The organism is Enterococcus sp. DIV2379 (assembly GCF_050542965.1).
Lineage (GTDB): Bacteria > Bacillota > Bacilli > Lactobacillales > Enterococcaceae > Enterococcus_D > Enterococcus_D entomosocium.
On the sequence record NZ_CP172938.1, the window covers coordinates 2,069,347 to 2,084,895 of the forward strand.

Sequence of the window (15,549 nt, forward strand, 5' to 3'; positions counted from 1 at the left end):
AAAAGCAGCCTGGGGACATTCTATTAGTTTCTGCATTTTGCCGCAATAAAAAGCGAGCTGATAAAATCAGCCCGCTTCTTAGAAAAAAACCTACTTTTGGTTTTTCATTTGCTGCATCATCTGACGAATCTTTTTCTCAGAAGGTTTTTGACCCATTGACATCATCATCGAGCGAAGCATATCCTCATTAACGGGAGGATTTTTCTTTAGATAATCTTGCATATATTTACGCGCCAAAAAGAAGCCGCCGACAGCGCCTAGTAATGCTGCAACAACAGCGATCACGATTACGATTCCTACACTAACCATTTGAAAACTCTCCTTTCTCTTGTACTCTCAATGAATCATTTTACTAGAAAAAAACACAAAAAGAAAGAGTGAAAGCTGGATTTATCCAAAAACTTTCACTCGTTTCCTCAACTTAATGCGACATCTCTTTTATTGAATAACCAATTTGTTAAAAGGTAGATTAAAACACTATAAACAAGGATCCCGATCGCCATTTCCCAATAGCCCAATCCCGGATCAAAGCCAGTCATCTGCATGTCAGGACTATTTAATAAACTCGGTATCTGCTCTTTGATATTCATAAAATTAAACGGGTTCCACTTCAGCCATGGGTATTTTTCTTGAGCAAAAAGCATGATCGAGTTGATGATGCTGCTTCCAAACAACATACCCAAGCCTAAGCCAACCGCCAGGCTTTGAGAGCGAATGACGGCTGAGATAAAGATGGTCAATGCAATATAAAAGACAATCAATAGCAAGTTGGTTCCCGCAAAAACAAGGGCAACGAAAATCGCCGCTAGCCCGTTGTAGCCAGTAGCAGCAAAAGGTGATTCAGCTGCTAAAAATAAATTGGCGGCTGCTAAACTACTGATTAGTAAAACAGCAGTCCAAAAAAGCGCAAATAAAAACGTGTTGATGGCTTTTGCTGCTAAGATTTGGCTTCTGGAAAAAGGCCGAATCAATAAGAACTTGATTGTTCCACGACTGAACTCTTCCGCCACTGAAGAAGCTGCCACAATCACCACAAATAAGTTTAAAAAGGAAGTCATGTCGCTCAAAGAAGCGAATAAATCATTGGCACCAATCTCGGGACTACCTAAGCGAACCACATAGGTCAACCCAAAAGTCATTAGAACCAATAAAAGCAGCATGATCCAAGTAGAACGTTTTTTGGTTAATTTGATCCATTCATTTTTAATCAATGTCAGCATGCTTACAAACCTCCTTCTTCGGTCCAAGCCAAGAATGTATCTTCTAGAGAAGATTGCTTTGTCCGTAGTTCTTTCAAGCCGATCCCAGCCGTCACGATCGCTGCAGCGATTGCCGAACGCTGATCTGTTGCTAGAGTGACTTGCAATTCATCTGCAACCTGCAAGACCTCGACCTCAAAGGAAGCTTTTAACAGTGCTTCTGTTTCCGCATTATCATCTGTTTTAATAATCAGTACATTTTTCTCTGCTTTCAACTCTGCCATTGCTACTTGATGAGTGACTTTTCCTTTTTGCACCACGATCAAATGATCGGCAATTTGTTCGATATCGCTTAATTGATGACTGGAAACTAAGACAGAAACTCCTTTTTCTCTCAAAGAAAGAATCATTTCTCGAAACTCCCGCATGCCTTTAGGATCCAGGCCATTCATCGGTTCATCTAAAACTAATAAGTCTGGTTGATGGACCAATGCCTGGGCAACACCTAAACGCTGACGCATCCCTAATGAATAGGTTTTAACTTTTTGATGGATATGTCCTTCTAAATGTACCTGACGAATAAGTGCTTCTAATTCTGCTGTCGTACTTTTTTTCTTCGCCATGCGCTGATATTGCATCAAATTCTCATAACCGGTCATATAATTATAAAACTCAGGATTCTCAACGATCGCTCCGACTGAGGCAATCGCGGTTTTAAAAGAAGAATCCAGTAAATTTCCCATAATGGCAATCGATCCTGTGTTGTGCTTCATCAAGCCAACGATCATCCGAATGATCGTCGTCTTCCCAGCCCCATTAGGCCCTAATAAACCAACGACTTGTCCTTGGTCCACCACAAAGGAAACATCATCAATGATTCGTTTGGTTCCAATCAATTTGGAAACATTTTGCAGTGCTAATACTTCTGTCAAAGTTACCCCTTCTTCCTAACACCATTTCTGCAACGATTTTAAATAAAAAACGTTATGATAATATGTATACCATGCCATCTCTGTAAAAAAAAGTCAAGAAGCGAAAAAGGAACGACGATGTTCCTGTTTTTGCTTCTTGACCTCTTCGTTTAACACTGTTACTTTTAACGTTTGACCTATTGCTACTGGTCAAAAGCTTGGCAAAATTATAAGTTCTATCTGATCGATCTTATAGCGGGATCACTCCGTTTGGGTGAATGCCAGCTGGGCAAACGCTGCCTTGTTCTTGGCACTTCTGATCTGTTTGATCACTTGCTTTAGCTGTTTCCACTCCTTTGCGCTTGGGTGACCATTCCAATAAAAGAGGTACGGCTGTTCTTCCTCAGAAAATTCCTGATGGATCGGATAATCGCTGATCACCAAATCTGGCTTTTGAGACAGCGAATAATGGGCCATCGCTCGATGCGTGGCATTCATTAAGCGGTTCTTGATCCAAAGCTCTTGCGTTTTTCCGTATTTCGAATGGATCGAGAACGTGACCGGCTGTTCATATTTTATAAAAATAACTCTCAGTAACATACAGTATTGGAAAATCAAGCGATCATTCATTTGCAGTAATCTACGCAACGCTGGTAAAGAAACAGTCGCTTCCAAAAAAAACCGTTTCATGGTTGGATAGAGCACCGGAAAAGCGCCTTGCAGGTCTTGCTCGTCGGTTGTTTTGCCAAAACTATCGCTTTTTTGTCGCGTACCAAAACAGCCAGAGGTGGAATGGATCATTACCAGATTAACCAGTAAATAGTTTTTTTCGGCTTCTGTAAACGTCAACCGAAAATACACGGCTAGTTTTTCAACGAGCTGCGCTTCTTGCTGGTACGTTGGCTGAGTCAGCCACGAGATGTTAGCAGCATCGAGATCCTCCTCAAGATAGGTGTTCATTACGCCAAACATATAATACAAGAAGCTGCGTTCATCCTCCGAAATATCAGAAAACGACAGATGATTCCTGTTAAACAATGGTTTCAAAAAGACCTGATCAAACTGATTTTTTTCAATTAATGGGTGCTCAAACGTCAGTACTTCTTTTGGTAAAAACGAAAGCGGATGCTTTTGATGGATTCTTTGCACGGAGATAGCGAATAGATGAAGAAATTTCTCGATATCGATTTTTCTCATATAAGAAGCATGGGTTTCAAACAACGCTACAGCCTGCTCTTTCTCCTTGAGCGATGCCAAGACTCGTGAGTCCTTCTCATCAAAAATTTGCCAATAGGTAAGATGATAAAAATAGCGGATCGCATATTCAGCACCTGCTAAAGGATCACCTTTTTTTAAACTATAGGACAAATGATAGTTCGCCAAAACATGATTTAACTCCTGCAATTTTCGTTGAATCGTGCGGGGACTGCTAAAGGTTTTTTGACTGAGTTGTTCAAGGGAATGATAGTCCCCCTGAAAGAGTGCATCCAGCAAGATAAATCCAACGGTTCCCCGCAACAATACACTATAGGCTTGACTCAATAGGAATCGTGGAGAAAAAGCAATGGACACTTCTTTCTCCAGCCGATCATAGGTCAAAGTAAACTGAGGATAGCGTGCACGAAACACCTCTACTTGCTGAACGATCGACTGCATTTTGTTGGTTTTCCTATCGAAAACACTTGAGAGCTCTTTCATTGTATAGTCTTTCTTGTTCGTTTCGTAACAATAACTTAGAAACGCATAAATTTGTTTTTCTGTCGTATCCAAAAGTGCCTGTAACATGAAATTTCCCTCGCTTGTATAATCAGCAAACGCTGTTTTTACCTTAAATTTGTCATCTTACAAAATTGTAAGCTGTGAATGTTTGGTGATCGTACCACTGTGCCCTCTTTTCTGTCAAATTACTTTTAACAAATTTTCCTTTTGTTATCTGTATATTTTCATAAAAAAAGTCTGACGCCTCAAAACGATCGTCAGACATTTTGTTAAAAACGGTAAAACAAAACGTGATTGTGCTTTCTGGGGAAGAAAATTCCAATCGTGGGTTATCAAGTCTCTCATTTTCCTTGGCTTTTTTCTTTACTGCCTCTCATCAGAAAATAACTTTCGATTCAGCCAGTAAAGGAAGACAGCAAGGATAACCACGCCTAGACCAAAGAGGATATAGTGAATACTCGTATTTTTGCTGCCGGTTTTCGGTAGTACGGCTCCATTGACCTCCTTAGCACTGCTTGTCTTCGTACGTTGTTCCTGTTCCTTTTTCACTGAAGACGATGCTTTAGCGAGTTGTTTGCCTGCGGGATCATTGGAGGAAACACTTAGCTTGCTTGACTGACTTTGGTTCGGCGCTAATTTGTTTGGTTTCGTTTCTGAATCTGAAAGCTCCTCAGATGCAGCTTCACTAACGGTCGTTGTTCCTGTTGTTGCGGTGGTTTCTCGACTCCTAGTTATCTGACTTGATTCGCTCTCACTGACTGGTTGAGTGTTCAAACTTTCTGACTCACTTGAATTGTGACTACTTTCTATACTTTGAGAATCCCGACTTGTGTTTTCCGTAGTAGAAGTCCTTGGATCCGTGGATTGAGAGTCGCTAAATTTCGGTTCGATACTACTAAAGGAAGAGCCCGTTTCTTCAGTCACCTTAGAGCTTGCGCTTATCTCAGAGTTCGTGGTCTCGCTAGAGCTCGGGGGCGTTATTACTTGCCATTGACTGGGCTTCAAGTTCTCAGTTATCGTTGTTTCACCATCATATATGACAACTAAATCAACTTTATCCATACTTTTTATCTCATCAATAACCATCTCAGCATGAATTCTTAAGTAGTTTTCAACACCTGAAAACCAATCGACATTCGTTAAAACTGTTTCGCCGATCACTTTTTCGCTGTGACCGTTCCCATCCCAACCATAAGTTAGTAGGACACGAACCTTTTGTGAAGTCAGCGTTTTGTTCGGCCGTACCGGGATCGTAATGACTTTCAAGGCTTCATCATAGATCACTCGGTTCGTTTGAACAGAAAACGATAAATTCCCTCCGGCTCGTTCTTTTGCTGAAGTATGATCGAAACCAAACACCAGCAGCAATAATCCCGCTAACCGCAAAATCAACACGATTCCAACCAGCTTTCTCATTTCCTCACTTCCTAAATGAATATTTCAAGATAACTTGATAAGGAAATTATAATAAATTCTCAGAGAAAACATGCGCCGAAAAAAAAAGGAAAGTGGCCATAAAATGGCATCTTCCCTTTGCTATAAAGCATCTGAATTTATTTATAATCTTCCACGGAATCAAATTGGGCGTGCTTATTTACACATTTTACGATTGTTCTACTTCCATTTAATCGAAACCACTATTCAAGAAAACCTTTGTTCGATAGATAGTAATAAATTATAAACCGCACCAAGGAGGTTCGCTTCGTTCCCGTAAAGACAAGCTTCGATGCTAATTTCTTTAAAATTCATTTCCAAAAGTGGTAACTGTTTTCGAACTGAACGGTACTGGTATTTTATTTCTTGTATTAAAATCGGTTGGGCACTAATGCCTCCACCAATCACTAGTTTGTCAAGATCAAGTGTCACCTGCAAATTAATAATCATCCGTGCAATCAGCTGACAATAGTCCACAAACAATTTCTTTAACGCCACATTCTCACCTTTGACTAGTTCATCAAAAACACTTTTCCCATCATACTGATCTTCCATATTTAAAAGTGCTGCCCCACTTTGCACGAAGCCTACAGCGGAACCTTTCACTCCAATTAGTTGTTCCAAAGATAGTTCTCCAGTCATATTTGCTAAAAAGCTTATCTCACCAGCCTGAAAATTGCTTCCTTGATAAAGCTTGTTGTCGAGAATAAAACCACAACCAATGCCTGTACCCAAGACAATCGCTGCCCCGTTTGAACAGTCTTTTAGATTTCCAATCCACCATTCTGCTAACGCGGCAGCTTTTCCATCATTTGACAAAGCACAAGTAAATCCGTGTGTTTCTTCGATATATTTTTTTAGTGGGTATTCATGAAGATACGTTAGTGCTCCCCCGAAATACACGACTCCTTTTTTGGTATCAATTTTACCTGGTAGACTTATGCCTACCCCCTTGATTTGGTCATGATAGCTTTGAATAATAGAAGAAATCGTTTCGAGGAAATCGGTCAGATCATTCGGGGTTACACGTTGGTTTTTCTCCACGATGCTTCCTGTGTAGTCGATCAATGCAAATTTGATTGCTGAACCACCAACATCAATTCCTAAATAATTCATCTATCCACTCCTGCTCTTTAATCGAACTGGTTTTTAAATTACATAACTAATAGTTCAGTTTGTTAGTTTTCTGACACTCTCAATTGTTTACTGAAGAAGAATGTGATCAAAGCAAAGCCCGTAAAGACATAGCCTGACGAAAGCATACTGAATGCTGCTGACTGATTAGTAAAAAAGTTGCTGATAGCAGACATAATATACGGGGAAAAGAAAACACCCAAATTAACGCCTACCATGCCAATTGATACTGCTAAATTTGCCGCATTTCTCGGTGCTTTTTGCATTAGTATCCCAAAAGAATAGGGGGTATATAATGCTGCTCCCGCACTTGCTAAAAAGATTGCTACAGTCAATGAGAACATGCTCGAACTGTTCGAGATTAAAAAGAATGAGATCCCCAAAATAAGATAACTAATAGGCATTGTGTAATGTTTCGTATACTTTACAATGTTTCCATACAAAAAATTACAAATAAATGCGACGATCGTCGCCAATGATAGAGCAGTGCCTAAAAACTCGGCATTCGAAAAATTTGCTTCTAAAACAAACGTTGTTGCTTTCGTGTATAAATTCATAACAAATGCAAAGGTGAAAAAGAAGCCTAGCGTCGATAGAATGGTAAAAGGATTTATTTTGATCGTTCTCTTATCTTTCTCATCGCCTTCAGTCTTCGTGTGAATTGTTGGAATAAAGAAAAGAAACAAAACAACTGGTACCAAGGCTAAACCATAAACGATGTATGCATACTGCCAACTAATCACAGCCAACTGACTTGCTAAAAAGGTCATAATCATCTGACCTAAACTCTGAAAAGCAGTTTGGTAGCCTAGCATTTTATTACGAAGCTCCCCTTCATAAAAATAATCAATCAGACTCACAGCCAATGAATTATACATTCCTAACCCCGCACCAAGCGCTAAACGCGACAGATAAACAATTGTATAATTTTCTGTAATCATGGGAACCATTCCACTGATCCCAGCAATCGTCAATCCTAATAATACAACCGTCTTTGTCCCTAAACTTCTAACTAGAAATGTGCTTAGTAAAACAAAGATCATGATGGTAATATTTGGTGCAGTTACTAAGGATTCAACGGCAGTCGCCGAATGATCAACAAAGGTTTCTTTCATTTTAGAGACCGCTATGGCAATTGTTCCGCCCGATTGCAGCATCAATGAAATTGAGAGAAGTGCTAGCTTAAAGCTGGCACTTCTCGGTCTTGTTTTCTCCATAAAAACACTCCTTTTTTTGATTGCTTTCATTACTTTTGAATGAATATTTTGACGTCCCAAGGTTTTAGCTCAACACTCGTTCCGGCAATCGTTGTCTTATTTTCAAAAAGGTCAAAATATTCTTTGGTGAGACAAATTTTTTGAGGATCATTACAATAATTAAAGTAGAAAGATACTTTTTGTCCCTGTTCATTTAAACAATTTTTGATAATTACAGGGAAAGCTTCTGAGGGTCTTTCAATTTGAGCATGGGTCAATATTTCAATGAATAATTTACGAATCACTTCATTTGAAGCAAAGCACCCAATATATGTTGCTGTGCCTTTTCCATAATGATTTTTTGTGATGGCTGCATATTTTCCCCAGTGCTGATGATTGTATGAAGCGATCGTCTCTGCAGTAGTTGGGACCAACAGTTCCATCCATTCAGAAATATCATACGTTGTTGCTTCGTCATCCGCGAATGACAGAGTCACATTCTTTGGCTTAACAAATTGCTGATAGTGGACCCCACAAACTTCCGAGATATAACCTGGCTGAGCGGTGGTCCGAACTTTCACATGCTCATCCGTAAAGCCAGACTTAAAGGTGTAAAGAATATGTCCTCCATTTTCCACAAATTGATTTAACTGTGCCAGTTCTGTGTCAGAAGCAGTGTATAAAGCTGGGACGATCAGCAACTTGTAACGGTTGATTCGTTCATCACCAACACTTATTGCATCAGCACCAACATTCAAATTATAAAGTTCGTCATATAGTTGACGAAAAATATCATTGTAGCCATGCGCACCGTTATTATATAATTCATGACCAGAAAACGGGAACCAGTCATTTATGGCTGTCAAGCTCTCATTGCTGACAACAAAGGCAACTTGATTTTTCTGTTGTAACCCATAAAGTTCTTTTTGGTATTTTTTCAACTCTGAGCCAATAATTTTCGCTTCGTTATAAACTGGATTTGGTTGCAGATCATGGCTTAACAAACCTTTCCAATAGGTTTCAGCGGAATTATGAATCGAATGCCAGTGCCAATAACAGATCATTGATGCACCTGAAGCAATATGGCTGAACGCTTGCACTCGCAACTGATTTTCATAAGGAACCCATTCCTTAAAGGCCTGTGCTTCTGTTTCAACAACAAAATAATTTTGATCTTTTGTTGTCCTAGCAACATCCCCCGCAAATGAAATTTCTCTGCCCGTGAGTTCATCCTGTGAAGGATGGTAAACATCAATTCCAGTAATATCGAGAGGTTTTGCAGCTTCAAAATGATTGACGTCTGGTTGAATGCCGAAAGAATAGCCACGCCATTCAAAATCAAAGTTGTGCATGACAAAATGATGATCTTTCTTATATTCATTGACGATCGAAACTTGCCATGCTAAAAAGTCAGTGACAAGTTTTCTTTGGAATTTTGAAAACTCACTGCCTAAGCTCCCATTGATCGTACCATTAACAGATGGAAAATCTTCCCAAGCATTGATGCGATTGCTCCAATAAGACAAACCAAAGGCTTGATTCATTGCTTCCAAATCATAACTGAACATTTCTTTTAAATATTTTTGAAATTGAATCTGGACATTTTCTCCTGCAGTTCCATAATGTTTCGTTTCATTATCTACCTGAAAACCAATCACCGCTGGATGATCAATTACTTCCTCAATCAGCTTTCGTATAATTCGTTCACTGTAATAAAGAAATTGAGGATTTGTTATATCCATAATTTGTCGCGCGCCGTACGTTTTCTTTCCTTCTTTCGTAGTAACCAATACCTCCGGATATTTTTTACTAGCCAAGTCGGTACAGCATACGTCGGTGTTCCTACGATTACATCAATTCCGGCTGCATGCATTGCATCTAAAACACGATGGACCGACTGGAAATCGAAAACTCCTTCTTGTGGTTCATGGGTACTCCAAGTACTTTCCGCAATGCGCACAACATTAATATTCGCGTCTTTCATCATTTCAATATCTTTTTGCAACCGATCGTAGGGCATATACTCATCATAATAAGCAACGCCGTAGTGAATCTTACTCATAAATCTTCCCCTCTCTTTGAAACCGCTTTATATTTGTGTTTACATTCTATAAAACATTTGCTAATCTGTATATGGACAAATATTTAAAGAATTTGTACATTTTTCAGGTGGTGGATCTATGAGTATATTAAAAGATGCTAAGCGATTACCAGCAATTGATTGGAAATTATCGTTCTTCGGGGGGCATACACAAGAAGTCGATGAGGGATGGTCTGTAGCTGAGGACAAGCACTTGGCTTTTGAATTGATCTATGTCATTCAAGGAAGTGAAGATGTTATTATAGATAAGACTTGTTACCACTTAGAAACAAGTGACATGGTCATTATTCCCCCAAACAGCCTTCACAAAATCCAGGCCGGTCCTAAGCTTCATTATTTTTGCACGCATTTTGATATTGACGACCCAGATTTCGTCTCTGATATGATCAATTACAGCGATATTAAGATTACACCACAAAGTAGTTTTTTTATAGAAATTAAAGAAGTAATCCAACGTTGGATACAATTGATCAATAACCCCACTATCAAAGAATTCGAGAAGAAAATGCACATTCAAATTTTATTATCCCAATTTCTGCTTATATTAAATCATGAGATTGAGAAAAAAAAGCAACAGCAGCTCTTCCAAGAAAACAGCAACTTAACGATTCACTACGCAAAAACTATTTCAAAAAAAATTCAGTTAGAGTTACAGAAAATTTGGAAAGATCCTCAAAAACAGCGCTGTTTGTCTGATGTATCAATCAAGGAGCTGATTGAAGAGATTGGTATCCAAGCATCTTATGGTAGTACACTCTTTAAAAGAGTGTATGGTCTTTCTCCAAAAAAATATGAATCATCCTTAATTTTAAAAGAAGCAAAAAATTTGCTTAAGATCCACTCCCTTTCGATTGATGAAATCAGTGAACAACTGCGTTTTAACTCCCTAGCAAGTTTCAGCAAACAATTTAAGCGGTGGGTCAACATGTCTCCGCAACAATACTGGAATAAGTACTACAAATCACTGAAAGAAAATGATTAGTCAAAAAAGTCGCTGAAAACAAGAGTGTTTTCAGCGGCTTTTTTTCCTTCAATTACTATTTTAATTTATTTCGATTTAACATTAACTAGTAGTAACTGAGGATTATTTTACTTTTTTATCCCAATGGATGGAGACCGCCACTTAATCACGATGACTAACCCTATTAACAATATACCCAATGCAGTCATCCAATTATTGGCAACATCATTTGTTTGGGGCAAGTATTGCTTTCTATTCGAATTTTTTCCTTTGGATGTTTCTGTTTCTTGACTATTTTTGCTGGACGAATAAAGCGGCACGCCCCCTCCACTACTGTTCGAAGTTTGTTCAAAAATACCACTCATACTACTAGTACTACTTCCACTACTTGGTTCGGTTGTACTACTGGTGCTGCTTTCACTACTTGGTTCCGTGATACTACTTGTACTGCTTTCACTACTTTGTTCCGTAGTACTACTAGTGCTGCTGGTGCTACTTGGTTGCGTGCTACTACTGGTGCTGCTCTCACTACTTGGTTCCGTGCTACTGCTAGTGCTACTTTCACTACTTGGTTCCGTAGTACTACTAGTGCTGCTTTCACTACTTGGTTCCGTGCTACTACTTGTACTGCTTTCGCTACTTGGTTCCGTGCTGCTACTGGTGCTGCTTTCACTACTTGGTTCCGTGCTACTACTTGTACTGCTTTCGCTACTTGGTTCCGTGCTGCTACTGGTGCTGCTTTCACTACTTGGTTCCGTGCTACTACTTGTACTGCTTTCACTACTTGGTTCCGTGCTGCTGGACTCCCCTGGTTCACCGGTTCCGCCACCACCGCCACCATAGCGTGGCGTATAGCCAGTAATACTGCTTGTTCTTGGCACATCATTGACCACGGCATCAAGGATGCCCCGATTGGTATATTGTTCCAATGAACCATCCGTTTCTGTTTTGTAGGTAATGTAGATCCGTTCCTCCGTATCCCGCAAAGGAATTTCAAAGGAGCCATCACTATTTAAAACGATCGGTACTTGCTCAACATACGTTGGGTTGGAAACGCTGGGGCCGTAAACCACTCGGGCAGTCGTACTGATGAGTGTCTGATGGGGACCTAAAATATCAATAAACGTTCCATCTTTGATCGTCACTTGATTTGTATCAAACGAGTTGATGTACACACGCCAATCAATAATCCGTTTGGGTTCTTGCGTACCTAAATACAGTCCTTGTTTGGTGAGTAAGGCTCCCTCCCCTGTATCATCCACTGCTTGAATAAAAATAGGCACCGATTGCGTTCCATTTACTGTTTCGAAGTTGATGTTGTTGATTTGGTTCTCTGTCACTTCATCGCTGAACTTTGTCCAAAAATAAAAGTCCCCGTGTACATTGGTATTTTGTTCGACAAATTCCGTGAAAACAAAGGTCAGCTGATTGCCAACTTGGGTAACATTGACCACTAAGTTGTTATTTTCATCGTATAAAGCATACGTATTATTGACGCCTTCAATCTCAACTGGCAAGGTGACAGTCGCTTTGTCACCGGCTTTTAAATCTCCTAAATCCTCCAAACTCCAGGTCATATCTATTTTGAAGGAATCATCCTTTTCAATACTTGTGATGACCTCGTTGCGGCTATTAACGATCGATACATTTGTGATCAGGTTGGCACCCACATCGGTTTCCCCATAAACAATCCGGATACCAGCAAATAAAGGAATCAGCAACAGTAAGACTGCAAATGCTTTTCCAAGTCGTGTGATCATTGGTCTCCTCCCTCAAATAAGTGCTTCCCTAAATCCATCGACCGCAGCCTTCACTGTACTCGAAATGAATTTTGCATCTGACAGTTGTCGTGTTCTAAAAGTGTCTCTTCGTTTGTTTGACAAAATGAGCGTTACTTAATTTTATCTGCTTTTCAATGATTTGCACAATTAAAAGGCTTCATGGATAGAAATTTAGACAAACTAGCTAATAAAAAGCCAAATCCCAATCAGTACAAACTGAAAGAGATTTGGCTTGAAGAATAAATTACTCTGTAGGATCGGCGATCCTATCAATTTGCTGCAAGTACCGATACTGACAAACAAAGTAAAAAACGATTTGGAAAATCAAAAAGAGACTAACAATCACACCATAGTATTGCCATACAGGCAATTCTACTAAAATACGCAAAGCGGTCATTGCCACGACTGTTGGCAAGAAGTACATCACTTGCAGTTGGCGTCGCAGAACTTTGTGACGCTCCTTCGGCGACACACCTAAGATATGCAAGGAACGGTGGTACGCCCCATCTTTATCTAAATCTGCAAATAAACGGAAATAGATAATTGAAGCGGAGAAAATAAAGAAAACCGAACCCAGTAATACCGTGATCATTAAGATGATGCCATTTCCTTGACGATTTTCTTGGAAAACTTGGTATTTCGAGGTATAAGACGTACGCATCGGAATGTCTTTTGCTGCTTCTGCCCACTCTTCATCCGTATAGTCACCTTTGGCTTCAAACTCCTGACTGAGCTCTTCGTATTGCTGATCGATCAAGGCATTTTCTTTATCTAAATTCCCATTGAAATCAAATACCAATTCAGGTGTTTCAGCCCATTCTGGATAGTCTAACCAAATAAAACCAGATTCCATATCGTCGGCGGATTTTTGCAAGAGGGCTTGCCACTCCTCAAAGGTTTTATCTGTCACAACTGACAGTCCAAAGTAATTTAGAGAAAGCATTGAGGGACTGTGGACAATCGTAACATCTTTTTTTATACCGGTCTCTGATCCCAATTCGATTGGATAGATACTTGTACGTTCGTTCTCAGGGACTTCTAGAAGCTGTTTTCGACGTGAATAATTAGCACTAAGTGTCATTATTTGATTATCTGCAACAGAATCAGCTTCCTCACCAATTTGTTTCATCATTTTCTGATAGTCGCTTTCTCGCATAATTGAAAAGCCATTCGTCGTATAGAATGAATCATTCGTAACTGCAGATTCATCAAGATTCGCATATGCCCATAGTAAGGAAACACTATCCGTTACAGGCGCATACCCTTTTTCTTCTATAGCAGTTTTAATTTCGTTTACTTTTCCCTCGGTATGATTGAGGTCTTCTGGCCCAGACCACGGAAACACATAGGCTACACTGATTCCTTGGATCGAAGAAAAAGAAGAGCTGCCGATTGCCAACATCACGGAAATCCCAACGAATGCCACGGAGGTACTAATAGCGATCAGACTATACATCGCCGCATTGTCTCGCATGCGAAAGATCCATTCGCTGATAGTCAACATCCGAGTGCCCCGTAAGAAGGTCGACCGTTTCTTTAATCGTTTCAACAGAAATACGCTGAACTGATGGAATGACAAAATCGTGCCTGCAACAGTCAACAAGACTCCTAGCATAAGTGGCAGCATTGAGTACGTTTGGAAGCTAAAATAAAAGACCAATCCATAGCCAATTAGTAACAGCACAATTCCTGAAAAAGCCAATGCCCAATGACTTTTTGGCTCAGGACGCGGTTTTTCATTTTCCTTGATCAAGGAGATGATCTGCTCTCCTTGCAAAGCCCGAGTACTGAAAAAGGAGATCAAGAGAAAAATAAAAACATAAATCCCAAAGGTCAATCCTAAACCTTCCATAGGAACCATAAATTTCAGTCCTTCTGTTAGATACATGACATTTTGCGCAATCAGCAGCAATAATTTCGTCAATAAAATCCCTAACCCAATACCGGTCACTGTGGCACAGGTTCCTAAAAGGGCATTTTCGACAAACAAAATCTTTCGCAGATCTTTTTCTTCGATCCCCAAAATCAAGTAGATTGCCAGATCACGTTTGCGTCGTTTTAAAAAGACCACAAATGTATACCATAAAAACAACAGCGACAGTAAAGCGATCACCACAAGTGCGACGGATAGACCGACCTTCGCCAATTCTGAAAGTGTACCGCTATTGGACAAATTTTCTTCCAATTGCGGATGAAAGAGCAAAAGACTAAAGATATAAAACACCATCGCCGCAAAGGCGCTACTGACGAAGTAGGCCGCATAGGTTCGAAAATTCCCCCGCAGATTACGAATGATCAACTGTCTGAAATTCATGACGGCGACCTCCTAAATGTGCTAGGACTTCAAGAATTTTTTGATAAAATTGCTGTTGATCAGCCCCGCGATAGACTTCGTTATACAGCTTTCCATCTTTGATGAAAACGACCCGATCAGAAAAGCTGGCAGAATAAGGATCATGGGTGACCATCATGGTGGTGACCTTAAGTTGCTTGTTCATCTGACTTAGTATTTCCATGACATCTCGTGCTGCCTTTGAATCAAGATTGCCCGTCGGTTCATCTGCTAAAAGCAATTCCGGTTGATGGATCAAAGCTCTAGCAATCGCAACTCTCTGCTGCTCTCCACCGGAAAGCTGATAGATGCGTTTGTCTTTTTTCTCATAGATCCCAAGCTCACGTAATAGCTGTTCCGAACGTTCTTTCATCTCAAGAACCGGCACCCGATCCAATGTCAGTGGTAAAATCACATTCTCAAGCACGCTCAATGGCGAAAGTAAATTGTAGTTTTGAAAAACAAAACCTAGTTGCCGACGACGAAACTCCGCGAGTTTTTGCTTAGATAATTCTAGGGGCTGCTCGCCCTTGATGATCACCGAACCTGAAGTCGGTTTATCCAATGTTGCCACCAAATTCAGCATGGTGGTCTTGCCACTGCCAGATGGACCCATAATGCTGATAAATTCTCCTTCTGGCACTTTGAGATCGATTTGCTGTAAAACCTCAACAGACACTTCCCCTGTATAGGTTTTCGATACATTTTTCAATTCTAGTAAAGCCATCATCTTCACTCCTTTGCTACCAGTTTAGCAGGCGGCACCGCAATCAGTTATCGA

At 40.1% G+C, this 15,549-nt stretch carries 11 protein-coding genes and 1 pseudogene; 1 reads left to right on the top strand and 11 read right to left on the bottom strand.

All coding sequences use genetic code 11. The annotated features are described in order from the left end of the window. Positions 1-90 precede the first annotated feature (90 nt). From IGI92_RS09580 to IGI92_RS09615, 8 genes and pseudogenes are all read right to left on the bottom strand, one after another. On the bottom strand, positions 91-309 hold the full coding sequence (locus IGI92_RS09580) for a YneF family protein (protein WP_005235432.1): 219 nt from the start codon (positions 307-309) through the stop codon (positions 91-93). 107 nt (positions 310-416) lie between these two features. Then, positions 417-1,220 carry an ABC transporter permease gene (locus IGI92_RS09585; protein ID WP_301387697.1) on the bottom strand — a complete coding sequence of 268 codons (804 nt, stop codon included), beginning with the start codon at positions 1,218-1,220 and terminating at the stop codon, positions 417-419. A 2-nt stretch (positions 1,221-1,222) separates the two neighbouring features. Then, a complete protein-coding gene (locus IGI92_RS09590; RefSeq protein WP_144330586.1) occupies positions 1,223-2,131 on the bottom strand; it encodes an ABC transporter ATP-binding protein in 909 nt (302 codons plus the stop codon). Positions 2,132-2,371: 240 nt separating this feature from the next. Next, positions 2,372-3,895, bottom strand: coding sequence for a helix-turn-helix domain-containing protein (locus tag IGI92_RS09595; RefSeq protein ID WP_301387693.1), 1,524 nt, complete (start codon positions 3,893-3,895; stop codon positions 2,372-2,374). Between the two features lie 297 nt (positions 3,896-4,192). Beyond that, on the bottom strand, positions 4,193-5,245 hold the full coding sequence (locus tag IGI92_RS09600; protein WP_301387691.1) for an LPXTG cell wall anchor domain-containing protein: 1,053 nt from the start codon (positions 5,243-5,245) through the stop codon (positions 4,193-4,195). Between the two features lie 225 nt (positions 5,246-5,470). Beyond that, the gene (locus IGI92_RS09605; protein ID WP_430606835.1) at positions 5,471-6,379 is read right to left on the bottom strand and encodes an ROK family protein; all 909 of its coding nucleotides are present in this window, start codon (positions 6,377-6,379) and stop codon (positions 5,471-5,473) included. Positions 6,380-6,441: 62 nt separating this feature from the next. Continuing rightward, positions 6,442-7,614, bottom strand: a complete 1,173-nt coding sequence (locus IGI92_RS09610) for an MFS transporter (protein WP_301387687.1) — start codon at positions 7,612-7,614, stop codon at positions 6,442-6,444. 29 nt (positions 7,615-7,643) lie between these two features. Then, positions 7,644-9,655: pseudogene (locus IGI92_RS09615) on the bottom strand (beta-galactosidase). A gap of 118 nt (positions 9,656-9,773) precedes the next feature. Here IGI92_RS09615 and IGI92_RS09620 point away from each other — a divergent pair. Beyond that, a complete protein-coding gene (locus IGI92_RS09620; RefSeq protein ID WP_301387683.1) occupies positions 9,774-10,676 on the top strand; it encodes an AraC family transcriptional regulator in 903 nt (300 codons plus the stop codon). 107 nt (positions 10,677-10,783) lie between these two features. On the opposite strand, the gene IGI92_RS09625 is transcribed toward IGI92_RS09620, so the two are convergent. The 3 genes from IGI92_RS09625 to IGI92_RS09635 form a co-directional block, all read right to left on the bottom strand. Then, a complete protein-coding gene (locus IGI92_RS09625) occupies positions 10,784-12,415 on the bottom strand; it encodes an LPXTG cell wall anchor domain-containing protein (protein WP_301387681.1) in 1,632 nt (543 codons plus the stop codon). 265 nt (positions 12,416-12,680) lie between these two features. Next, positions 12,681-14,750, bottom strand: a complete 2,070-nt coding sequence (locus tag IGI92_RS09630) for an ABC transporter permease (RefSeq protein WP_430606839.1) — start codon at positions 14,748-14,750, stop codon at positions 12,681-12,683. After that, positions 14,722-15,498 (bottom strand): ABC transporter ATP-binding protein, encoded by a 777-nt coding sequence (locus IGI92_RS09635; protein WP_008378452.1) that lies wholly within the window; start codon positions 15,496-15,498, stop codon positions 14,722-14,724. Before IGI92_RS09635 ends, IGI92_RS09630 begins: the two co-directional genes overlap by 29 nt. Between the last annotated feature and the right edge of the window lie 51 nt (positions 15,499-15,549).

What these genes read in the sequence shown, in the direction of transcription:
- IGI92_RS09580 (WP_005235432.1), bottom strand. Translation starts at nt 309, where the DNA reads ATGGTTAGTGTAGGAATCGTAATCGTGATCGCTGTTGTTGCAGCATTA.
- IGI92_RS09585 (WP_301387697.1), bottom strand. Translation starts at nt 1,220, where the DNA reads ATGCTGACATTGATTAAAAATGAATGGATCAAATTAACCAAAAAACGT.
- IGI92_RS09595 (WP_301387693.1), bottom strand. Translation starts at nt 3,895, where the DNA reads ATGTTACAGGCACTTTTGGATACGACAGAAAAACAAATTTATGCGTTT.
- IGI92_RS09600 (WP_301387691.1), bottom strand. Translation starts at nt 5,245, where the DNA reads ATGAGAAAGCTGGTTGGAATCGTGTTGATTTTGCGGTTAGCGGGATTA.
- IGI92_RS09605 (WP_430606835.1), bottom strand. Translation starts at nt 6,379, where the DNA reads ATGAATTATTTAGGAATTGATGTTGGTGGTTCAGCAATCAAATTTGCA.
- IGI92_RS09610 (WP_301387687.1), bottom strand. Translation starts at nt 7,614, where the DNA reads ATGGAGAAAACAAGACCGAGAAGTGCCAGCTTTAAGCTAGCACTTCTC.
- IGI92_RS09620 (WP_301387683.1), top strand. Translation starts at nt 9,774, where the DNA reads ATGAGTATATTAAAAGATGCTAAGCGATTACCAGCAATTGATTGGAAA.
- IGI92_RS09625 (WP_301387681.1), bottom strand. Translation starts at nt 12,415, where the DNA reads ATGATCACACGACTTGGAAAAGCATTTGCAGTCTTACTGTTGCTGATT.
- IGI92_RS09630 (WP_430606839.1), bottom strand. Translation starts at nt 14,750, where the DNA reads ATGAATTTCAGACAGTTGATCATTCGTAATCTGCGGGGGAATTTTCGA.
- IGI92_RS09635 (WP_008378452.1), bottom strand. Translation starts at nt 15,498, where the DNA reads ATGATGGCTTTACTAGAATTGAAAAATGTATCGAAAACCTATACAGGG.